Genomic DNA, 21,315 nt, shown 5'->3' with positions numbered 1-21,315 from the left:
CCGGCGTCGGTGAAAAGCTCCCGTTTCCCGCGTCGCTTTTGTCTCTCGGCCCAAACCACCGGGTGTGCTGGTCGTCGCGACGGCTGACTTCGAGCTCTACCACGGGCTCGTTGACGAACTGCGCAACCGCGGGGTGACGTTCACCACGATCGAGCCCGATGGGCCGCTGCCGGACTGTGACGTGCTCGTCGTCGGGCCCGACGACCCTGTACGTGAGGCTGAACTCCCCGATGGGACCGCCGTCGTCCGGGCGACGCCTGGCGAGCCGCGCCGTGGCGTTGAGGAGGCACTCGCGCTCCTGCGAGGCGGCTCGGGGCGTACCGTCGTCGGCGTCGACCCTGGTGATCGCCCTGGCGTTGCGGTGCTGGCCGGCGATACGGTCGTCGCGGCGTTCCACGTCCCACTTGCGGAGACGGCCGCGACCGTTCGCGCAGAAATCGAAGATGCGCCGGACCCGCTTGTCCGTATCGGCGACGGCGCGCGCCTCCAAGGGGCGAAGCTCGTTGACCGGCTCTCGGATGTCCCAGTAGAACTCGTCGACGAGACGGGGACCACCCCGTATCTCGGGACCGGTGCCCGTGGGATGGGTGACGTCCTTGCGGCGGTCAATATCGCCCGCCTCGAAGGGGAACGGGTCGACTCACGAGATATCGAGCCAACGAAGGGTGAGCTCCAAGCAATCAAAAACCGCTCGCGCGAGCAAAGCGAAGATGACCGCACCATCAGCGAACTACTGGCTCGCCGGGTCGCGGCCGGTGAACTCACAGTCGAGGAGGCGCTCGCGGAACACCGCGAGGAGACGGGCGACTAATTCTCGCGAACCTGCCGCTCGGCCCGGCGCATGACCTCGCGGGTCGCCAGCCCCGTTGCCTCAGCGACGGCCGCACAGTCATCGAATTCCGCGCTCACATCGTAGACAGTTCCGGCATCGTCGCGCGCCACCTTTACCAGTACTTCGTGACGCTCGCCGTCAACGGCAAGCTCGACCGTCTCGAACGCACGCTCGGCAATCCACCGGTGGCCCGCGCCCGTCTCGCGGACGCCGAGCGTCCCGGTCTCTTCGGCGAGCCGGCGTGCCACCTGCGCGGCGTCCTCGGGCTTGACAACCACCTTGACGAGGTGGCCCGGCCGCGACTTCTTCATCGTCGCCGGGAGGATGGTCACGTCACGGGCACCCACGGCCGCGAGCGATCGCTGGAGGTCACCCAGCAGTTCCGGTGAGGCGTCGTCAAGGTTCGTCTCCAGCACGCGTATCTCGTCGTGGACCAGCCCGCCGGATCCGTCGCCGACCACCGCACGGACGACATTGGGCCGGTCAGCCAGCGTGAGCGTTCCGGCGCCGTAGCCGGATTCCGATACCCGCATCGGCGGCAGCGACTCTACTCCCGCAGCGACCTCTGCGAGAATCGCCGCGCCCGTCGGCGTGAGCAGCTCCCGCTCAACTGGTCCGCCCCGCAGTTCCCAATCGGCGCCGTCAGCAATCTCGACGACGGCCGGCGCCGGCACGGGGTATACACCGTGGGTCATCTCCACCTCGCCGCCACCGGCGAAGACGGGCGTCGTCACCACCCGCTCAACGTCGAGGTTCGCGAGCAGCAATGCGACGCCGACAATGTCCGCGATGGCGTCGTCGGTCCCCACCTCGTGGAATGCCGTCTCCGAGAGCGCCGTGTCGTGAATCGTCGCCTCTGCTTCGCCAAGTCGACGGAACGCGCCAAGCGCCCGCTCGCGAGCCTCGTCGGGGAGCGACATCTCCTCCACGATGTCGACCACCTCTGGGTATGTGCGCGTGACGCCCGCGCCCTCGGCGTGGTCGTGGTCGTGCGAGTGTGAGTCTGAGTGGTTGTGAGCGTGCTCTTCGTCGTGGTCAGGCGAGTGTGAGTGTTTAGACTCTTCATCGGGCGGGTGCTCGTGAGAGTGCGAGTGGTCGCTGGCGTCGTTGCTCACCAGCACGTCGACACTCGTCGCAGTGACACCAGCGCGATCAACCCGCTCGACGCGGTACTCGACGGGGAGCGTCTCCTCGACGGGTGCGAGGGCGCTCTGGTCGGCGCCGGCCGCGAGCAGCGCGCCCAGCAGCATGTCGCCGGCAGCGCCGGTCCGGCCGTCGAACGCGAGCGTTCGCATACTGAATGGCGGACGGCAGCAGCGAAAAAGCGTTCGGACGCGCCAAAGGCTTTAGCCGGCCTCGGGCAACCCGTCGGTATGGACCTCGGTGGCGTGCGTGTGCTTGATCTCACGCGACTGCTCCCTGGACCGTACGCGACCCAACTGCTCGCGGACGCGGGCGCAGACGTCGTGAAAGTGGAGTCGCCGGATCGGGGCGACTACGCCCGCGAGATGCCACCGACGACTGACGAGGGCGTCGGCCGCGTGTTCGATGCGGTCAACCGCGGCAAGCGGAGCGTCGCGCTGGACCTGACTACCGACACAGGACTGGCGGCCTTCGACGCGCTCGCCGCTGAAGCGGATGCCGTCATTGAGGGGTTCGCGCCCGGGACGGCCGAGCAGCTGGGCGTCGGTCATAAGCGTCTACGGGAGGTGAACCCCGAACTGGTCTACTGCTCGCTGTCAGGCTACGGCGGCACTGGGCCGCGCCGCGACCGACCGGGGCATGACCTCAACTACGTCGCGGCGACGGGGCTACTCGATATGAACCGGCAGGACGACAGCGAGCAGCCACGAGTGCCAGGCGCGCCCGTTGCAGACATGGCCGGCGGACTAGCGGCCGCCGTCGCGGTCCTCGCCGGCCTACTCTCTCGCGAAGTTGGCGACGGCGGCGGGACGTACATCGATGCCTCGCTCGCGGAGGCGGCGCTGTCTGTGACGATGCCAACGGCTGCGCTCGCGTTCGACAACAACCCGCGGCCGGGCGAGACACCGCTGTCGGGCGCGTACCCGTGGTACGACATCTACGAGGCGAGTGACGGCTGGGTGACGCTGGCGGCACTGGAGGAGCCGTACTGGGTCGCGTTCTGCGAGGCAGCTGGCCGACCGGAACTCGCAGACGCCCATGGCACAACCGATACTGCCGAGCGTGCAGCGCTCCGAGAGACGCTCGCAGACCTGTTCGCCGAGCGCTCAGCGACCGAGTGGGAACGGCTGTGCGGTGACACCGGGATGCTTGCGCGGGTCCAGACGCCCCGCGAGGCGGTAAGCGACGAGACGTTCCGTGAGCGGGGCGTCGTCCACGACGGCCGCGTCGGCTTCCCGGCCCAGGTCAACGGCTCAGTGCCAAGCGGCGGCGAAGCCGTCCCCGCCCGTGGCGAGCACACCGAGGAACTCCTTCAAGAGGTCAACTTCGACCCGGACCGGCTTTAGAACCGCTCGCGGAGGTACGGTGTGGTTTCGGGGAATAGTCTATCGAGCATCCGGACAGTTTCGGAGTCGGCCGCGAGTGCGTCCGTCTGCGCGAGCGTTGGGGCCGCCCGGACGCCGACTGCCAGCTGTGCGAGCGCACCGACGCCCAGTTGTGCGTCCGCGCCTGCTGGGTCGTCTCCCCGTCGCTCGACCGTCGCCGCCCCGTTGGCGACCGACAGTTCGTATCGGCCAGTGACGGAATCGAGTAGCGGGTCGTCGACGCCGAGCACAAGGGTCGCCTCGGCGTCGATCGGGAACGTGAGTGGCTCGAGAGCACCCGCGACATCAACGACGCGGGCCAATGGTCCGACCGAGAGTTCAGAGGTTAGTTCGTCGGGATTCTCGACGAGTGCGTGCAGCGGGCTGTCGACGGCGGTGTCGAACGTCGCCTCCGTCACCTGCGAATCGTGGTTGGCGAGGAAGCCCAGAACATGACGGAACGCGTCAAGATCACGCGCGGCGTGGTCTGCCACGCGCAGCCGTTGGCCATCGTCGGCTGTCTCCACGGTATAGCACACGTACGCGCCGGAATCACCATCGTCGTCTGTCCACAGAGAGACGTATGGGTCGGTCTCCCAGCCGCGGAGGGTACGCTCACGCCACCACGCCTCGGTGCGGTCGAGTGCGAGTGGTCGGCCTTCGGTTGCGGCCTCGTAGACGGCGTCAAGCCGGCGCCACGCGTCGGCGTTGACACGCTCCCAGTCCCCATCGAAGGCGGCTGCGGAACGGAGCGTCGATGGCGCCGCGGTCCACGAAAGACGGCGGCTACAGGTCGCCCAGCCGAACGCCGCGTAGAAGGTGTGTTTGAACGCCCACAACGCCGCCATCGGGGTGTCAGTCGCCCGGTAGTTGCGGCAAAGTTCTCGTAACATCGTCTCGACGTGGCCTCGCCGCCGATGCTCGGGCGGCGTCGCGACAGCCGAGACACCACCGATAGGGAGCGTCGTCCCGCGAAGATGCGCCTGGAGGTCGTAAGATGCACAGACACTGACCGGCTCGGGGTCGTTGCCGTAGAGCCCATACGCCTGTGCGGGCGGGTCGGGGCGGTCCTCGTCGAGGGTGACCTCGGGGCCATCCTCGGGGGAGAAGGCGTACTCGACGTAGCGGGCGAACAGCTCTTCGCCCGCCTCATCGTCGGGGATTGGGCGGAGGTCCATACGGTCGGCGTCGGCGGCGGGGGGTAAATCCGCACCGGCTGCGTGTGAGCCGGTGGCAAACGGCGGATTCACGTGGGGCGACCGCATAGCGCGGGTATGGAAACGACCGAGCTCCCGGGGTGGGCGAAGGCGCTGGCAGTCATCGCGACGGGGGTCGTGCTTGCGGGCGTGAGCGACTTCCTGCTGTCGCAGGCCGGCTACACCGGCCTGGGAGCGCTCGTGTGGGCAGCCGGCTATGGTGGGGCCGTCCTCGTCGTGTGGGCCGTCTGGTTCCGTGGCCAGGAGTTCGACCCCGAGTGAAAACGCTCTTTCCGGCCGGCGGCGTGTATCGACCGTGCAGTCAGACGATCCGAGCGTCGTCCGTCGGCTCGTCGTCCACGCCGACGATGTGGTGACGGCGCTGGAGGCGAACGCTCGCCGCGACGCGGGGGCGGTCCTGCGTGTTACCCCGCCGTTCGCCGGGCGGATGCGGGCGCGCCTCCACCTCGCTGGCCGTGAAGCCGACTACGGTGACCCACGGCCGCTCCACGTTGACCCTGCGGCGCTGGTCGCCGATCCGCCGGCGTTCCCGACGCCAGACGACACCGCGGAACGGCTCGCCGACGACGTCTCTGTCGAGGAGCACCACGCTGCCCACGAGCAGGCTGTCGAGGAGTGGCGCGAGCAGGTCCGCGAGCACATCCGTGAGCAGGCGACCATCGAGACGCCAGCCGGCGACCACGAGGTTGAGATTGCACAGTTGGGCTGAGTTCAGGTCAATTCGGCCCGAATCGCGTCGCGTTTCACCAGCAGAAACCCAACGAGAATGACGAGAAAGCCGGCGACGGCAGCGAGATCGACCACCTCTCCGAGCAGGAGAAAGCCGACAACGGCTGCGACCGGTGGCGCGGCATATGAGACGAGGTTTATCTCGACAGGGCCGAGCCGCGCCAACAGGTCGAAGTAGACGAGAAACCCGAGCGCGGAGGCGACGACGGCGAGGTACGCGAGCGCCGCGAGCGAGCGAGGTGTCAGCTCGACGGCGCTGACGGGCTCGCCGACAGCGATGCTCGCAGCGTGCATCACAAGCGCACCAACCAGCATCGCCCACGCCTCCAGCGTCTCTATCGGCATGTCGGCGTCGATGCGGCGGTTGAGCACCGAGCCGCCGGCGAACGATAGCGTCGCGAGGAAAACGAGCACGATCCCCGGTGCGACGGAGATTCCGGACGGGGACGGCTCCGCTAGCAGGACGACGCCCGCGAACCCCAAGAGGAGTCCGAAGACACCGAGCGGCGCCAGCCGTTCGCTCGGCAGCCATAGGCGCGAGAACCCCGCCGTCAGCACAGGCGACAACGAGACAACGACCGCGGCGGCGGCACTCGACACCGCGGGGTCCGTCTCACCGACGAACAGGAAGGCGTGATAGGCCGCGATCATGAACACGGCCGCAACGAGCGTGCTCGCCCACTCTGTCCGCCCCGACGGCACGGGGTGGTTGGTTGCGTACGCCGCGTAGGCGAGCATCAGCACACCGGCAATATCGTAGCGGAGTGCGGCGAACAGAATCGGTGTCTCGAAGAAGCCCGCCGGAGCAGCAGGTGTCCCAAGCCCTGCCTTGATGGCGACGAACGCTGACCCCCACGCCAGCGAGAGGGCAAGAAACAGCAGGAGATTCCGGTGTCGCACGCCGGGAGTCGGACGCTTCCCCGGGTGAACCTTTCGGAACCGGCCGCGACGGACGAGACCACCACAGAGTTGAAGCCGCGAGGGAGCAAATGGGTTGTATGGCCGCATACGGCCGGCCGGCGCTGAGAGAGTTGTTCGACGACAGCCCAACGCCGCACATCGCGCATCCGCCGCGCACTCACCATCGCGACTTCTACGTGGCAACCGATGGCTCCTTCCACGACCGAGGAGGTGGTGGGCTGGGCGTTGTCATCGAGACGCGCGACGGCGAGACGGTCAGTCGGCTGTCAGTCCCCGACTCGCCGCCTGACAACAACGTGGCGGAGTATCGCGCGCTCCACCTCGGGCTGGACGTGCTCGCAGCGCGGGTGCCCGATTCTGCCCGTGTCGGGGTCATCGTTGACCATGACGACCTCGCGGCAAACGTCAACCGGGCCGCACTCGCGCTATCGGCCCCAGAGGCACGACCCCCGCACCCGTTCCAGGTCCCCGCCGCGTCGGGCCACCACTGGCGCGGCATCCGCGCGCGTATCGGCGGCTTTGACGAACTCCGGGCCGCCCGGCTGGACTCACGCGAGAACCCCGCCCACCCGCTCGCCAACGACCCGGCGAGCTACGCTCATCTGAACGGCGAACCGGATCGGTGTGTGCGCCCGCCCGGCGCCGAGCGCGGCGACGAGCAGATTCCACCGCCAAGCCGGGCCAACCGACCCGGTGACTGAGCTCATTTGTGTATCCCGCTGACATGCTATGCACGCCTGATTAGAGTCAAAGGGGCGCGCGTGCGCCACCGATAGCCTGCAGGTGCGTCTCGAGCACGCAGATATTTGCTCAATGTGTACAAGGATGAAGCGCCCGCAGACCGAGATGAAACGGAAGCGTCAGACTCCGCGGCCCTGGAGCTTCTCTTCCTCTGGCATTGTTTCGTTGGCGGTGCCTTCCATCCCTTTGCCGGGTTCTTTGGCGATTTCCTTGAGCCGCTCGGGATCGTCGTAGTTGTTGACGGCAGCGACGATGGATTCACCCATCGCCTGTGGGTTCTCTGCGCCGAAGATGCCGCTACCGACGAAGATGCCGTCGCAGCCGAGTTGCATCATCAGCGCAGCGTCGGCAGGTGTCGCGATACCACCCGCAGCGAAGTTGACGACCGGGAGGCGGCCCATATCGGCCGTCTCGTGGACCAGTTCGCGGGGCGCCTCGTGCTCGCGGGCCCACTCATCGCGTTCCTCGTAGGTCATCCCTTTCAGCTTTCGAATCGCCCGCTGGATGTTGCGCTGGTGGGTTACCGCCTGGTTCACGTCACCGGTGCCCGCCTCCCCCTTCGTCCGAATCATCGCCGCGCCCTCGTCGATACGCCGGAGCGCCTCCCCGAGGTTGCGCGCACCACAGACGAACGGCGCGGTGAACTCCCGCTTGTCAATGTGGTACCGCTCGTCGGCCTGTGTCAGCACTTCCGACTCGTCGATCATGTCCGCGCCCGTTGCCTCAAGAATCTGCGCCTCGGCTGTGTGGCCGATGCGGGCCTTTCCCATAACGGGCACCGACACCTCGTCGATGATTTCCTCAAGCATCCCCGGGTCGGCCATCCGGGCGACACCCCCACGCTTGCGGATGTCGGCGGGGACCGCCTCCAGCGACATCACCGCAACGGCGCCGGCGTCCTCCGCAATGCGGGCCTGCTCGCGCGTGACGACGTCCATGATGACGCCGCCCTTCTGCATCTTGGCGAAGCCCCGCTTCACGAGGTCGGTCCCGCGTCGGAGCTGTTCAAGATTCGTCTCTGACATACTCTCCGGTTGGGCTGGGACACACTTAACGCGTGTCCTTCCGGGGGGTCCGGGGCGCTTTTGAACCCCCAACACCTCCCGACGAGCATGCTTGAGTGGCTCGGCCGCCGGCTGAACGCACTCGCGCGACATATTCCCGGTGGTGACGCGTCACTCCCCGCCGCCGAGCCACTTCCCGCGTACCTTGCTCCGTTGCCTGACTGGCTCGAAGAGTTCGCTCTCCGACTGGTGTGGCCTATCGTGGCGGTTAACCTCGCCGGGACGGCATTCGGCGTCTGGTACTACCGGTTCCAACTCGCGAATACGCCGGTCGTCGCTTGGCCGCTCGTCCCCGACTCACCGCTGGCCACTCTCTTTATTGCTGCATCGCTCGCAGCCTGGCGGCTCAACTACGAGACTCCATGGCTCCACGCGCTGGCGTTCTTCGGTTGTATTAAACTCGGCGCGTGGACGCCGTTCGTCCAGGTGGTCGTGAACGGCCAAGGAACGACGCCGACGTGGCTCTACCAGTTTCTTATCTGGAGTCACGCCGCGATGGTGGTACAGGCGTTCGTCGTTCAGCGGTACGCTGACTTCCCCGTGTGGGCGGTAGCTGTCGCTGTCGTGTGGTATGGACTCAACGACCTTGTTGACTATTTCGTCGCAGTCGCGGGCGGGCCACATCACACCCTGCTGCGCGCGGAGTTCGTCGACGGCACGGCCAATCACGCACTCGCGGCCCATGACCTCGCAGCGGGAGCGGCGGTGTCGCTCACGCTGGTGTGCACGTTCCTCGCGCTGTCGACGCGCGTCTGGAAACTTCGGACGACTACCGGACGATGACGACGGCGTTGTCCGTCTCGACGAAGTCGCCTTCTCCCGCGTAGGTGCGCGTCTCCTCAAGCTCGAACTCCTCAGGCTCGAGTACCTCGTTAGCGACGTGCAGCCGGCCGTCGGAGACGGCGAACTCGCCGGCGGCGATAGCCGCCTCGATGTCGCCGACAGCCTCGCCATACTTGGGGCCGACCGTCGCGTAGTCGAGGTCCACGCCGGTCACCTCCGTCGACAGCACAGGCGCTTCCTCGAGTCGCTCAAGCCGCTCGACATGCATCGCCCCCGCGATGGCGTCCTCGAAGCCGTCGATGTCGCCGTAGACGGCCACCTCCTCGAGTGGCTCGTTGAGCGCGAGTCCATTGTCCGTCTTATAGCCGCGCAGTGCCCCGACCACCTCAAGCGCCGTCTCGCCAGCCGCGCGGTCGGCTTCGTAGCCGGCGGGCGTGGGCCAGTCAGTCCGGTGAATCGAGTCATCGCTGTAGAGCCGGCGGTGAATCTCCTCGGTGATGTGTGGGAGGAACGGCGCGAACAGCCGCAGGAACCGCTTGTGGGCCACCCGAAGCGCGTACGGCGTTGAGGTCGCGTCGGACTGCTTCGCGATTTCGAGGTAATCGTCACAGAACGTGTGCCAAAAGAACGCCCGCAGTTCGTCGCGTGCCTTGGCGAACTCGTAGGCCTCGAAGTGATCGGTCACCTGTTGGGTGAGATCGTCCAACCGGGCCAACAGCCACTCGTCGATCGCCGCGAACTCGTCGGGCTCTGTGGGGGAGGCGGGAGCCAGCGAGTCGACCAGCTTGGAGGCGTTCCAGAGCTTCTGGAGTAACTTCTCGCCCTGCTTCATCGCGTTATGCTTGAACGGGAAGTCGTCGCCGACCGACGAGGAGGCTGCCCAGTAACGGAGCGCGTCGATGGGGTACTCGTCCATCACCGCCGACGGCTCCACGACGTTCCCCTTCGACTTCGACATCTTCTCGCGGTTCTCGTCGAGGACGTGGCCGTTGATTAGCACCGAATCGAACGGCACCTCCCCTGTGTGCTCGTAGCACTTGACAACAGTGTGGAACAGCCAGAAGGAGATGATATCGTGGCCCTGTGGCCGGAGGTCGAACTGGTAGAGTTCAGGGCGGTCGAAGGTGTACTCGCCGGTCGACTCGTCCCAGTCCCAGCCGGCGTTGATAAGCGGCGTAATGCTGGAGGTGGCCCACGTGTCGAAGACGTCCTCCTCCGGTTCGAACTCATCGTGGCCACAGGTGGGACAGGTCGCAATGGGTGGGTCGTCCGAGAGCGGGTCGACTGGCAGGTCCGCCTTCTCCGCCAACACCGTCTCTCCGCAGTCGCCGCAATACCACACCGGGAACGGGATACCCGAGTCACGCTGCCGGGAGATACACCAGTCCCACTCGAGTCCCTCGACCCAGTGCTCGTAGCGGGTGAACATCTTCTCTGGGTACCAGTCCATCTCCCGCCCGGCCGCGAGGTACTCGTCGGTCTTGTCGAGCAGTTCGACGTACCACTGCTCGGTGACGCGAAACTCGATGTCCGTCTCGCAGCGCTCGTGGACCTGTACATCGTGGCTGAGCGGCTCGCGAGCCTCGACGTGACCCGCCTCCGCAAGATCCGCGACGATGGCCTCGCGGGCCTCGTGAGTCGACAGGCCGGCGTAGTCGCCGGCTTCGTCGGTCAGTGTCCCCGACTCGTCGATGGCGACCCGGAGCGGCAGGTCGTGGGCCTGGTACCACTCGATGTCAGTCTGATCGCCGAACGTACAGCACATGACGACGCCGGTCCCCTTCTCCATGTCGACCCGTTCGTCCTCGTAGACAGGCACCTCGTGGCCGAACAGAGGGACGCGGGCGGTCGACCCCGGAAGGTCGTCCGTTCGTTCGTCATCGGGGTGGACGAACATTGCAACACACGCCGGCAGCAGTTCCGGACGCGTGGTGGAGATAGTGACCGACTCGCGTGGCCCCTCGGCGAGGTCGAAGCGGATGTCAACGAACTCTGTATCTCGCTCGGCATCTTCGGTCTCGACCTGCGAGATGGCCGTCTTGCAGTCAGGACACCAGATGGCCGGCGCCCGCTCGCGGTACTCCCGGCCCTGCTCGTAGAGGTCGATAAACGACAGCTGGGAGAGCCGCTGGACTCGCGGCTCGATGGTCTTGTACGTGTTCGACCAGTCGACGGAGACGCCGAGCGAGCGCATCTCCTCCGTGAAGTCGGCTTCGTACTCGCGGCACACCTCGCGACACAGCTCTTGGAATTCCCGGCGTTCGTAGTCACCGTGGCGAATCCCCAGCTCGCGTTCGGTGAGTCGCTCGCTGGCGATACCGTTGTCGTCGTAGCCAAACGGAAAGAACGCCTCGCCGTCGGCCATCCGATGGTAACGGGCCGCGAAGTCTTGGAGCGTATGGCCGTACAGGTGGCCCATGTGGAGGCTCCCGCTCACCGTCGGCGGCGGTGTATCGATACTGTAGACAGTATTTGGGTCGGCCTGCTCGCCCCGGTAGGCGTACGTCTCCTCGTCAAGCCAGCGCTGTTGCCACTTTGGCTCGACGGCCTCCGGGTCGTAGCTCCCCTCGATACCCCTGTCGGCTCGGTCGTGGTCGTCCTCTGGCTCCTGTGTGCTCATACTGGTGGCAATCTCGTCGGTCGTTTATACTGTTCGTTGTCGGCGGCGAGGAACGGCGTAGATGATGTGTGGGGCCCCTACTGGGGGCCTACACGATGTACACGACGACGAACCGCGGCCACGGGACGATTGCGACGACCCAGTCCGGCGTGTGAACGCATCACCAGACAGTGGACGAGCAGGCCGTTTAGGCGTTTCGTCGCACCCTCTCGAACGACTCATTACGCCGCCGACCGAGGCCCGCGTATGGCAAAGCAGCCGCACCTGCTCGTCGAGGAGGGTGACGTGACCGACATCGCGCTTGTGCCAGGTGACCCCGGCCGGGTCGATCGCATCGCTGCCCACTGCGAGGCCGTCGAGGAGGTAGCAGCCAACCGCGAGTACAAAGTCGTGAACGCCCGCTACGCGGGGCGCGAACTGACGATCTGCTCGACAGGGATCGGCTGTCCGTCGGCGGCTATCGCCGTCGAGGAGCTCGCGCGGGTCGGTGTCGAGACGTTTCTCCGCGTCGGTACCACCGGCGCGCTCCAGCGAGATGTCGAGATTGGCGACACAGTCGTCGCGACGGGCGCGGCCAAAGAGGAGGGGACCTCCAAGCGGTACGAGTCGGCCGTTTACCCCGCCGTGCCCGACTACGAGGTGCTGTCGACGCTCGTCGACGCCGCCGAGGCCCGCGAGGCGCCCGTCCACGTCGGTCCGATTGTCTCCGACGACGCCTTCTACAACGAGTCGGAGGCATACGTCGACGACTGGAACGAGGCGGGATTGCTTGCCGTCGAGATGGAGGCGGCGACGCTGTTTGCGCTGGCGCGCCGGCGCGGGCTCGCGGCGGGCGCGCTCTGTACCGTCGACGGCAACCTCGTGAAGGGAACCCAGAAGGGGGCCGACTCAGACTCCGAACTGCCCCCGAAGGCCCGAGACAACGTCGAGCGGACCATCGAGATTGCCCTCGAGGCGGTCCAGGACTTGTAGCTGTCAGTCGGCGTGCATCGCGGCGAGCACGTCAACCCGCTCGATGGTTGGTTCGTCCGCGAGCAGGTCGTCCTCGTCGGCTAGCAGCGCCTGTGCAATCTCACCCTCGAGGTGAGCCTGCCGGCCGGTCTGGTCGGGGAATGTGTCGAAAATACCGAACGACGACTCGTCGAACCGGAGCGCGAACCACGTTGTCATCCCAGGCTCCTCCCGGGCCGCCTCCAGTGAGGCCGTCAGGAAGTCTGCGAGCGCCGCTTCCTCGCCAGCGGCCGCTTCGAATCGTGCCAACAGCGCGTACTCGGATTTGGATTCGCTCATCCGCATCCACCAACGGGCGACCAGAGTATCAATCCCGGCCGCCTGTGTGTCTCCCGCGGGACGGCCCGGTTGCGGACGCCGCTGGCGGTGTCGGTCTAAAGAAATGGGCGGAGCTGCGAAGGCAGCTACTGGAACCCGATTTTTCCGGAGTCAGTACGGCGGTCGAGCCCTGAAGAGCCGCTCTTGAACTGCTCCTCGACGCCCTCGTAGTACTCGCGGATGTCGTCGGTGATGGTGGGTCGGACGCTCTCGAGGGCCGACCGGAAGTGGCGCATCTCGGCTACCTCTGCGTCGTCATCCTCGCGGAGTGCCTCGATGGCCGCCTCGCGGGCGATGGTCTCGAGGTCCGAGCCGACGTAGCCGTCGGTTATCTCGGCAACCTCTCGCAGGCTCACGTCCGGGGACAGCGGCATATCCTCCGTGTGAATGCGGAGAATCTGCTCACGGCCCTCAAGCCCAGGCTCACCGATCATCACGAGCCGGTCGAACCGGCCCGAGCGGATGAGCGCGGGGTCGATCATGTCTGGGCGGTTAGTCGCGCCAATGACCATGACGTCCCCCATCTCCTCGAGACCATCGAGTTCGGTCAGCAGCTGGTTGACGACTCGCTCGCTCACGTTAGAGCCAACCTCGCCGCCTCGGCCAGGCGCCAGCGAGTCGAGCTCGTCGAAGAAGATGACAGTCGGCGACACCTGCCGCGCCTTGCGGAATGTCTGTCGGATGGCCTTCTCCGACTCGCCGACCCACTTCGAAAGCAGTTGTGGCCCTCGCACGGAGATGAAGTTCGCGTTCGTCTCGTTGGCGACGGCTTTCGCCATCAGCGTCTTGCCGGTGCCGGGTGGGCCGTACAGCAGGACACCCGCGGGCGGGTCGATGCCGAACCGCTCGAACTTCTCGGGCGAAGAGAGCGGCCACTCGACGGCTTCCTGGACCTGGCCCTTCGCCTCGGGAAGCCCGCCGACATCGTCCCAGGAGGTTTTCGGCAACTCGACGAGGACCTCCCGCATCGCTGAGGGAGATACCTCATTGAGCGCCCCTTTGAAGTCCTCCCGCTTGATTATCATCCGGTCGATGAGGCTCGGCGGAATGTCCTCCTCATCAAGGTCAATCTCCGGGAGGTAGCGCCGGAGCGCCTTCATCGCGGCCTCCTTGGTCAGGCTCTCGATGTCAGCACCGACAAACCCGTGGGTCTCGTCGGCCATCTTGTTGAGCGAGACATCGTCCGACAGCGGCATCCCCCGGGTGTGGATCTGCATGATCTCCTTGCGGCCGGACTCGTCGGGGACGCCGATCTCGATCTCGCGGTCGAACCGGCCTGGCCGTCGGAGCGCGGGATCAACGCTGTCGACGCGGTTAGTTGCGCCGATGACGATGACCTGTCCTCGCGACTCCAACCCGTCCATCATCGTCAACAGTTGGGCGACGACCCGCCGCTCCACCTCACCGGTGACGTCCTCGCGTTTGGGCGCGATGGAGTCGAGTTCGTCGATGAAAATGATGGACGGCGACTCCTCGGTGGCGTCCTCGAATATCTCACGGAGCTGCTGTTCGGACTCGCCGTAGTATTTCGAGATGATTTCCGGCCCCGCGATGGAGAAGAAACTCGCGGATGTCTCGTTGGCGACGGCCTTCGCCAGCAGCGTCTTGCCGGTGCCGGGTGGGCCGTGCAGAAGGACACCCTGCGGCGGCTCGATGCCTAGCTTCTTGAATATCTGCGGGTGTTTCATCGGGAGTTCGACCATCTCCCGGACCCGCTGTATCTCGTCGCTTAGGCCGCCGATATCCTCGTAAGTGATGCCGCCACCAGTCTTCTCGAAGCCGGAGATAGGCTCCTCGCGCAGCTCCACCTCTGTGTCCTCGGTGATGAGCGCGACGCCATCCGGCTCTGTCTCAACGGCAATGAGCGGGATGGCCTGGCCTGGCGACCGCATGAACGGGTGGTTCGTCGAGGACATCACGGGGACGATGTCGCGTTCGACGACCGGTCGCTTCAGTATTTGCCGCTTCACCATTCCCGCAGCATCCGAGCCAAACTGAACGGACGCCTCCTCCGGCGGCGCGAGCACCAGCCGGTCGGCCTTCGTTGCCTCGGCCTTGCGGATAGTCACCCGCTCGCCGATACCGATATCGGCGTTCTGTCTGGTGAAACCGTCGATGCGAACCGTGTCCGTGTTCCAGTCCTGCCGGTCAGCGCGCCACACCTTCGCCGCGGTGGTGTCAGCGCCCTCAATTTCGATGATGTCGCCCGGAGAGAGCTTCAGATGCAGCAGCGTGTCCGGGTCGAGACGCGCGATACCGCGTCCCGAGTCGTTCGGGTACGCCTTCGCCACCTCCAGTTGAACCTCGTTCATGAGCGTGGTATCCAATCACATTCTGGCCGCGCCGGAGATATGTCTTATGCTCGGACGGGTTGTGCTACCGGCAACGCGCCGCCGCGACCGGCGGGGGTTTTAGGCGGGGGCTGTCACCCGCAGGTATGCCAGGACTCTTCGACGAACTCACCCTGCGCGAGGAGACGCTCCGCAACCGGGTGGCCGTCTCCCCAATGTGTCAGTACTCCTGTGAAGCGCGCGACGGACTAGCGACCGATTGGCACCACGTCCACCTCGGCTCGCGAGCCGTCGGCGGCGCCGGCATCGTCATCTCCGAGGCCGCCGCGGTCGAGCCGCGGGGGCGCATCTCTCCCCAAGACCTCGGTATTTGGTCCCGCGAGCACGCAGACGCCCTCACGGACACGGTCGCCTTCATGAAAGACCACGGCGCGACGACGGCCGTCCAACTTGCGCACGCCGGCCGGAAGGCCTCAACCCGGCGCCCAAGCGACGGTGGCGACCCCATCCACGGCGACGGGGGCTGGACGCCCGTCGGCCCAACGGAGACGCCGTACCCCCACGAGGAGCCGCTGGACGTCGAGCGACTCGACAAGGTGGGCATCGCGGACGTGAAGCGGTCGTTCCGGGAGGCCGCTGAACACGCGCTGGCGGCCGGTTTCGACGTTGCCGAGGTCCACGGCGCACACGGCTACTTGCTCCATGAGTTCTACTCGCCGGTCGCCAACGACCGAACCGACGAGTACGGCGGCGACTTCGAGGGCCGGACCCGGCTCATCCGAGAGGTGACCCACGAGGTGCGAGACGTGTGGCCCGACGACAAGCCTGTCTTCGTCCGTGTGTCTGCAACCGACTGGATGGGCGAGGACGCCTGGACCGTCGCGGACACCGCGCGGCTCGCACCGCTGCTCGCTGAGGCGGGCGCAGACCTCATCGACGTCTCCGCGGGCGGAATCCACCGCGACCAGGAGGTGCCGCACACCGGCCCCCATTACCAGACGCCGTACGCGGAGCGGGTGCGTGAGGCGCTCTCCGAGCACGACTGTGCGGTTGGCGCCGTCGGCGGCATCACCACCCCTGAGGGGGCAGAGGAGGTGGTGCGTAACGGACGCGCGGACCTCGCCATCCTCGCGCGCGAGCATCTGCGCGACCCGTACTTCGCACTTCACGCCGCCGACGCGCTCGGGGAGGAACCGCCGGTTCCCCGCCAGTACACGCGGGGGTTCTAACCGGACGCGTCGGCCTCGACACCGCGTCGCTCGGCCGCGGCCGCCAGCGCCGAGGCAGCCCGCTCATCGTCCAGGTCCTCGAGCAGGCAGGTCAGGAACCCGGACAGCAGGTTCGGTTGCACTCGGAGGTCGACGTATTCGACCCGACCGTCGAGCACGACGGCGTCGACCTCCCATTCGCCAGCCTCGGGGTCGGTCATCCGCACGTCAATCCACTCGTCGCTCGGGTCATCGGGGTCAATGAAGCTGTCGGTCATACCGGTTCTGCTACGTGGAGCGACCGTATAAACCCGTAACGAGCCGTGCTATCGACCGTCAGAGTAGCGACAGCTCGCCGGTCACCCGGTCGACGAGATTCTCAGAGGCAGGACCGACAGCGACCGCGGTGACGGTACCCGGCTCCAGTTGGGTGTGGCCGGCGTCGCTGATGACCGCGTGGGGAAGCCCCTCGCGGCGCGCCTGGTCGGCGAGGTCGTGTATCTGCGCCTCCCCCGAAGCCTGGAGGACGACCTTCTTCTGGCCGTCAGCCTTCCACTCGCGCTGGCTGTCGGGGCCGGCCTGCTCGTAGGCCTGTAGCGAGGCGTGGGCGACCTGTGCGGCGAGCTTGCCGTCGCCCATCCCAAGATCGGTCCGCGCGACGATGGCCTGCTTGCTGGTCACACGCTCAGTCGGACGGGCGCAGAGAAAAGCCCGCCGCTCGGACGAGGCGAGGGTCGGTAACCGGGAGATTTACCGCGCGGCGGGCGCGTGACCCGGTATGATACTCTCGGATGCGGACATCCTGCGGCGGCTAGAGGCAGGCGACCTCGTCGTGGAGCCGCTTGACGACCCGGAAATACAGATACAGCCGGCGAGCGTCGACCTGCGGCTCGGCGAGGAGTTCCTCGAGTTCCAGCACGCCAATATCTCGTGTATCCACCCCGACAGCGAGGAGGAGGTGGCCAAGTATATCGAGGAAACGACCGTCCCAAACGGTGACGACTACGTGCTCCACCCCGGCGACTTCGTGCTCGGGACAACCGTCGAACGCGTCGAGATACCGCCAGATCTTATCGCCCACGTCGAGGGCCGCTCGTCGCTGGGGCGACTCGCGATCGTGGTCCACGCCACAGCCGGGCTGTGTGATCCTGGCTACGAGGGGCAAATAACCCTCGAGCTCTCCAACCTGGGGCGCGCGCCGGTGGCACTTACCCCAGGGATGCGCATCTCGCAACTCACGTTTACAGAGCTGAAATCCCCGGCCGACCGCCCGTACGGCAGCGAGCGCGGCTCGAAGTACCAGGGCCAGTCGGGGCCGCAGGCCTCGCGGATACAGGGAGATCGCGAGTTCGGTGGCGAGCAATGAGGTTCATCGAGGAGGTAGTCGTCGACGAGTTCCTGCCGACGTTCCGGGCGCTCCTGGCGGCGGACCTGCGCGACCGTGGGCTGACACAGAGCGAGGTGGCCGACCTGCTGGGTATCTCACAGAGCGCCGTCTCGAAGTACGTCCACGGCGAGGTGGCGACGAACGACCGGCTGGCCAGCGATGACCGGGTGGCCGAGCTAGTCGCGCGGCTCGGGGAGGGGCTGTCAGCCGGCGACGTCACGCCAGTACAGGCGCTTGTGGAAACGGAGGTGCTTATCCGTCAGCTAGAGCGGGGAGACCTGCTCGCGCGGCTCCATGAGGAGGCGTTTCCGCCGCTTTCGGAGTACGACGGCGACTTCGCGGTCCACGACGCCGACTCCCCGGTGCGGACCGCAGAGCGGGTGCTCGCGTCCGTCCGCCGCGGGCTCAGCCGGCTGGAGAACACCAGCGGCTTCGCCGGGCTTATCCCCGCCGTCGGCTCGAACCTCGTTGAGGCGCTGCCTGACGCCGACGGCATCGACGATGTGGCCGCCGTACCGGGCCGCATTCTCGATGTGAAGGGACGGGCGACGGTGCCTGGCGAGCCCGAGTTCGGCGTCTCCGAGCACGTCGCAAGCCTGCTGCTTGCGGCCCGGGCGGGTGGCAGCGACGCCCGCGCCGCCCTCAACGTCTGGTGTGACGAGTCGATGGTCGAGGCGTTCACCGACGTTGGCCTGACGGCCGTCGAGTTCGACGCCGAGGCGTCCGTGACGACCGCCGTCCGCACGGCTATCGAGGAGCAGCCCGACGCAGATGTGGTGTACCAGACAGGCGGGTTCGGCATCGAGCCGGCCGCGTACCTGCTCGCAGCCGACGCGGTGGCTGCCGTCGAGACGGCTCGACAGCTCGTCTGACACGGCAGTTTCATGGCTCGCAGAAGCGATAGTTTCTCATTAACGGCCGTGATAACAAAGCAGTAGTGACCGAGGGGTGGGACGCGGAGACGGTGTTCGACCTGTTTGGGGAGCCGACGACGCGCCGGGTACTCGCGCTCGCCAGCGACGGCCCCGTCGACGCCGACGGCATCGTTGAGTCGCTCAACGTCTCCCGGCCGACAGTGTATCGGGACCTCGACGAACTCGTCGAGTACGACTTACTGGCGGAACGAGAACACGTCGACGAGGTCGGTAACCGCTACCAGACGTATGTGGCGACGCTCCAGTCGGTGACATTCAGCGTTGACGACGGCCAGATTCACGTCGATCTGGAACTCGCCCGCGAGCCGGGCAACGGGGCGGGCTGAACCCGGCGTCGACGGGGCCAGCTTCACGCCGGGCAGATTCCCATCCGCCTTTTCACCCACGCGCCCCAACAATACGATGTCGTCGGCCGACGGCAGCCGACGGCCAGCGTCCCCCCACCCCGTCATATCCCTGCTGCCGTCCGTCTACCCCCGCGGACGGCCACCGTTCTGGTCCTCTAACCTCCCTGCTGGTCGGTCTTCTGGACAGCCATCCCTGGGTCGGCGATTTGTCCGTGCTCGCGGGTCGCTCCCGCCCGTCGGCCAGGACGGCCGTTCGGCAGTCGCCCCAATCAGTCGTCTGCGGGCGTCGGGCCGGTCACATCGACCGCAGGGGCACTGACGCCGAGTTCCTCGATTGCAGCCTGCGCGACTCGCTTGCCGGAGACGAGCATCGCGCCGAACGTCGGCCCCATTCGCGGGAGACCGTGGACCGTCGCGGCGGCCATCCCCGATGCGAGCAGGCCGTCGTGCACCTTTCCGGTGTGCTCGACGACGGCGTCCTCGCTCTCGGCGACCCACATCGAGTCGTGACCCGGCGAATCGTGGCCAGGCGCGCCGTAGCTCCCCTCGTCGGTGGTATCCATTCCGGTGTTGTGCTCCTCGGCGTGGGCGATACCCTCCGCCTCGAGGACGCCCCGCTCCTGGAGCTTCGAGGCGACTACCGCCTCGTGGCCCGTTGCATCGATGACCAGCTCCGACTCGACAGCCACTGGGTCGACGCAGGTCAGCTCGCGGGGCAGCGAGTGGACCGGTGTCCAGTTCATCACGATCCCGCCGACTCGGTGGCCGTCTCGCACCACCACGTCGGTGAATTCCGTCATATTCTGGATACGAGCGCCAGCGTCACACGCGGCCTTGATGAGGCCCGAACACGCCTCGGGCCCGCTGGCGACGTAGAGCCCGTCGGCCTCGTCGGTCGGCTCGTACTCGACATCCAGTTCGTCGAGTACCCCTTGTGCCGGCTCGCGGACTGTCACCTTGTTCATCAGGAAGCCGCCGAGCCAGAAGCCGCCACCGAGATAGTTGTTCTTCTCGACGACAGTGACATCGACGCCGCGGTCGGCCAGTTCCTTGGCCGCCGTCAGCCCGGACGGCCCGCCGCCGACGACGATAACGTCCGTCTCCGTCGCGCCGATGAACTCCTCACTCCAGTCGGTCGCAATCGCGCGTGTCACCTCTGCCTCGTCTACGGGCGCGAACCCCTCGAACTCCTGTGCATCGGACATACAACTCGGTAATATCGTCTCGTGGTGATAAAGGGCGGGGAAGCTTCAAGCCGGCGGCGCCGGACGCGATGGTGTGCACCCGACCGACCGCGTCCGCGCCTGCGACCGCTCCAGTATCCGCGTGCTCTTCGACCTCGCGGAGGAGGTTGGCGGCGACCTTGTGCGACTGGAGGTGGGGGAACCGGACTTCGAGACGCCCGCACACGTCACCGAAGCCGCCGTCGCGGCCGCCGAACGGGGCGACACCGGCTATACCTCCAACGCCGGCCTCCCGACGCTACGGGCGGCCGTCGCCGACACGCTCACTGGCGAGTATGAGGACGACGACATACTCGTGACGACCGGCGGGATGGAGGCGCTTCACCTCGCAGCGCTGTGCGTCCTCGCGCCCGGAGACGAATTACTGGTGCCGACGCCCACCTGGCCCAACTACCGAACGCAGGCCCGACTCGCAGACGCCGAGCCAGTCGAGGTTCCGATGCCGTACCCCTATGATCTTGAGGCCGACCGGCTCATCGAACGGATGGGCCCCGATACCGGCGCCGTCGTGCTCTGTACACCATCGAATCCAACGGGACGTGTCTTCGATGAGACAGCCGTCCGGGCCGTCGTCGAGGCGGCCCGTGACCACGACGCATATGTTATCGCCGACGAGGTGTATGCCTCGCTCACATACGACCACGACCACACAGCGACTGCGGCGCTCGTCGATGAGAGCGAGCACGTGCTCACTGTCGGGTCCTGCTCGAAGACGTACGCAATGACCGGGTGGCGGGTCGGCTGGCTCGCCGGCGAGTCCACTGTCGTCGACGAGGCAACCAAGGTGCGAGAGTCGACGACGGCGTGTGCGCCGACGCTTGCCCAGCACGCCGCTATCGCCGCGCTGACGGGACCCCAGGAGCCGGCCGAAAAGATGCAGGCGGCATTCCGTGAGCGGCGCGACTACGTCGCCGATCGACTCGAGCAGATGGACGGTGTCACCGCCCCATGCCCCGAGGGAGCCTTCTATGCCTTCCTGGATCCCGCAGGCTACGAGGATAGCATGCAGTTGGCAAAACGGCTCGTCCGTGAAGCTGGCGTCGTGCTGGCGCCCGGGAGTGGCTTCGGCGCCGCCGGCGAGGGGAAGCTGCGGCTCTCGTTTGCTAACTCGCGTGATCGCATCGAAGCAGGCCTCGACCGGCTGGAACGAGCGTTGTGAC

General features: G+C 66.6%; 22 protein-coding genes. 12 read left to right on the top strand and 10 right to left on the bottom strand.

The annotated features are described in order from the left end of the window. Positions 1–64 precede the first annotated feature (64 nt). Complete coding sequence (locus ABEJ63_RS02130) at positions 65–811, top strand: hypothetical protein (protein WP_375794697.1); 747 nt, start codon at positions 65–67, stop codon at positions 809–811. On the opposite strand, the gene larC is transcribed toward ABEJ63_RS02130, so the two are convergent. Beyond that, positions 808–2,127 carry a nickel pincer cofactor biosynthesis protein LarC gene (larC, locus tag ABEJ63_RS02125; protein WP_375794696.1) on the bottom strand — a complete coding sequence of 440 codons (1,320 nt, stop codon included), beginning with the start codon at positions 2,125–2,127 and terminating at the stop codon, positions 808–810. The genes ABEJ63_RS02130 and larC overlap by 4 nt on opposite strands. A 78-nt stretch (positions 2,128–2,205) precedes the next feature. Between larC and ABEJ63_RS02120 the strand changes: the two genes are divergently transcribed. Beyond that, positions 2,206–3,321 (top strand): CaiB/BaiF CoA transferase family protein, encoded by a 1,116-nt coding sequence (locus ABEJ63_RS02120; RefSeq protein ID WP_375794695.1) that lies wholly within the window; start codon positions 2,206–2,208, stop codon positions 3,319–3,321. Here ABEJ63_RS02120 and ABEJ63_RS02115 read toward each other — a convergent pair. Then, positions 3,318–4,517, bottom strand: coding sequence for an enhanced intracellular survival protein Eis (locus ABEJ63_RS02115; RefSeq protein WP_375794694.1), 1,200 nt, complete (start codon positions 4,515–4,517; stop codon positions 3,318–3,320). The genes ABEJ63_RS02120 and ABEJ63_RS02115 overlap by 4 nt on opposite strands. A 96-nt stretch (positions 4,518–4,613) precedes the next feature. Here ABEJ63_RS02115 and ABEJ63_RS02110 point away from each other — a divergent pair, with 96 nt between their 5' ends. Continuing rightward, the gene (locus ABEJ63_RS02110) at positions 4,614–4,817 is read left to right on the top strand and encodes a hypothetical protein (RefSeq protein ID WP_375794693.1); all 204 of its coding nucleotides are present in this window, start codon (positions 4,614–4,616) and stop codon (positions 4,815–4,817) included. Positions 4,818–4,851: 34 nt separating this feature from the next. After that, complete coding sequence (locus tag ABEJ63_RS02105; protein ID WP_375794692.1) at positions 4,852–5,265, top strand: hypothetical protein; 414 nt, start codon at positions 4,852–4,854, stop codon at positions 5,263–5,265. A 2-nt stretch (positions 5,266–5,267) separates the two neighbouring features. On the opposite strand, the gene ABEJ63_RS02100 is transcribed toward ABEJ63_RS02105, so the two are convergent. Next, positions 5,268–6,185: a DMT family transporter gene (locus ABEJ63_RS02100; RefSeq protein WP_375794691.1), complete on the bottom strand. Its 918-nt coding sequence runs from the start codon at positions 6,183–6,185 to the stop codon at positions 5,268–5,270. Between the two features lie 98 nt (positions 6,186–6,283). Between ABEJ63_RS02100 and ABEJ63_RS02095 the strand changes: the two genes are divergently transcribed. Beyond that, positions 6,284–6,907 carry a ribonuclease HI gene (locus ABEJ63_RS02095; protein WP_375794690.1) on the top strand — a complete coding sequence of 208 codons (624 nt, stop codon included), beginning with the start codon at positions 6,284–6,286 and terminating at the stop codon, positions 6,905–6,907. Positions 6,908–7,066: 159 nt separating this feature from the next. On the opposite strand, the gene pdxS is transcribed toward ABEJ63_RS02095, so the two are convergent. Beyond that, positions 7,067–7,972, bottom strand: coding sequence for a pyridoxal 5'-phosphate synthase lyase subunit PdxS (gene pdxS, locus ABEJ63_RS02090; protein ID WP_375794689.1), 906 nt, complete (start codon positions 7,970–7,972; stop codon positions 7,067–7,069). Between the two features lie 87 nt (positions 7,973–8,059). Here pdxS and ABEJ63_RS02085 point away from each other — a divergent pair, with 87 nt between their 5' ends. Further along, positions 8,060–8,794: a DUF1405 domain-containing protein gene (locus tag ABEJ63_RS02085; RefSeq protein ID WP_375794688.1), complete on the top strand. Its 735-nt coding sequence runs from the start codon at positions 8,060–8,062 to the stop codon at positions 8,792–8,794. Here the strand turns inward: ABEJ63_RS02085 and ABEJ63_RS02080 are convergent. Further along, positions 8,781–11,414, bottom strand: coding sequence for a valine--tRNA ligase (locus ABEJ63_RS02080; RefSeq protein ID WP_375794687.1), 2,634 nt, complete (start codon positions 11,412–11,414; stop codon positions 8,781–8,783). The two genes, ABEJ63_RS02085 and ABEJ63_RS02080, sit on opposite strands and share 14 nt — an antisense overlap. Before the next feature lie 246 nt (positions 11,415–11,660). Between ABEJ63_RS02080 and ABEJ63_RS02075 the strand changes: the two genes are divergently transcribed. Beyond that, a complete protein-coding gene (locus ABEJ63_RS02075) occupies positions 11,661–12,386 on the top strand; it encodes a nucleoside phosphorylase (protein ID WP_375794686.1) in 726 nt (241 codons plus the stop codon). A gap of 3 nt (positions 12,387–12,389) precedes the next feature. Here the strand turns inward: ABEJ63_RS02075 and ABEJ63_RS02070 are convergent, their stop codons facing one another. Further along, a complete protein-coding gene (locus ABEJ63_RS02070) occupies positions 12,390–12,704 on the bottom strand; it encodes a putative quinol monooxygenase (protein ID WP_375794685.1) in 315 nt (104 codons plus the stop codon). A 125-nt stretch (positions 12,705–12,829) separates the two neighbouring features. Then, positions 12,830–15,055, bottom strand: coding sequence for a CDC48 family AAA ATPase (locus ABEJ63_RS02065; protein WP_375794684.1), 2,226 nt, complete (start codon positions 15,053–15,055; stop codon positions 12,830–12,832). A 125-nt stretch (positions 15,056–15,180) separates the two neighbouring features. Here ABEJ63_RS02065 and ABEJ63_RS02060 point away from each other — a divergent pair, with 125 nt between their 5' ends. Further along, the gene (locus ABEJ63_RS02060) at positions 15,181–16,263 is read left to right on the top strand and encodes an NADH:flavin oxidoreductase/NADH oxidase (RefSeq protein WP_375794683.1); all 1,083 of its coding nucleotides are present in this window, start codon (positions 15,181–15,183) and stop codon (positions 16,261–16,263) included. Here ABEJ63_RS02060 and ABEJ63_RS02055 read toward each other — a convergent pair. Together ABEJ63_RS02055 and pth2 are read right to left on the bottom strand one after the other, a co-directional pair. After that, positions 16,260–16,520, bottom strand: a complete 261-nt coding sequence (locus ABEJ63_RS02055) for a hypothetical protein (RefSeq protein ID WP_375794682.1) — start codon at positions 16,518–16,520, stop codon at positions 16,260–16,262. The two genes, ABEJ63_RS02060 and ABEJ63_RS02055, sit on opposite strands and share 4 nt — an antisense overlap. Positions 16,521–16,578: 58 nt before the next feature. Beyond that, positions 16,579–16,923 carry a peptidyl-tRNA hydrolase Pth2 gene (gene pth2 / locus ABEJ63_RS02050; protein ID WP_375794681.1) on the bottom strand — a complete coding sequence of 115 codons (345 nt, stop codon included), beginning with the start codon at positions 16,921–16,923 and terminating at the stop codon, positions 16,579–16,581. A gap of 97 nt (positions 16,924–17,020) precedes the next feature. On the opposite strand from pth2, the gene dcd reads away from it, so the two are divergent. From dcd to ABEJ63_RS02035, 3 genes are all read left to right on the top strand, one after another. Further along, positions 17,021–17,608, top strand: a complete 588-nt coding sequence (gene dcd, locus ABEJ63_RS02045; protein WP_375794680.1) for a dCTP deaminase — start codon at positions 17,021–17,023, stop codon at positions 17,606–17,608. Beyond that, positions 17,605–18,501, top strand: a complete 897-nt coding sequence (locus tag ABEJ63_RS02040) for a thiamine-phosphate synthase family protein (RefSeq protein ID WP_375794679.1) — start codon at positions 17,605–17,607, stop codon at positions 18,499–18,501. The genes dcd and ABEJ63_RS02040 overlap by 4 nt, the downstream gene beginning before the upstream one ends. Before the next feature lie 65 nt (positions 18,502–18,566). Beyond that, positions 18,567–18,890: a hypothetical protein gene (locus tag ABEJ63_RS02035; RefSeq protein ID WP_375794678.1), complete on the top strand. Its 324-nt coding sequence runs from the start codon at positions 18,567–18,569 to the stop codon at positions 18,888–18,890. Between the two features lie 290 nt (positions 18,891–19,180). Here ABEJ63_RS02035 and ABEJ63_RS02030 read toward each other — a convergent pair whose 3' ends face one another. Continuing rightward, complete coding sequence (locus tag ABEJ63_RS02030) at positions 19,181–20,116, bottom strand: sulfide-dependent adenosine diphosphate thiazole synthase (RefSeq protein WP_375794677.1); 936 nt, start codon at positions 20,114–20,116, stop codon at positions 19,181–19,183. Between the two features lie 73 nt (positions 20,117–20,189). Here ABEJ63_RS02030 and ABEJ63_RS02025 point away from each other — a divergent pair, with 73 nt between their 5' ends. Next, the gene (locus ABEJ63_RS02025) at positions 20,190–21,314 is read left to right on the top strand and encodes a pyridoxal phosphate-dependent aminotransferase (protein ID WP_375794676.1); all 1,125 of its coding nucleotides are present in this window, start codon (positions 20,190–20,192) and stop codon (positions 21,312–21,314) included. Position 21,315 lies beyond the last annotated feature (1 nt).

Origin of the sequence: Halosegnis sp. (assembly GCF_042216475.1) — an archaeon.
In the GTDB taxonomy this organism is placed as follows: domain Archaea; phylum Halobacteriota; class Halobacteria; order Halobacteriales; family Haloarculaceae; genus Halosegnis.
Note: the sequence above shows the minus strand (reverse complement) of the source record. Positions and strands in the feature narration are given on the sequence as shown.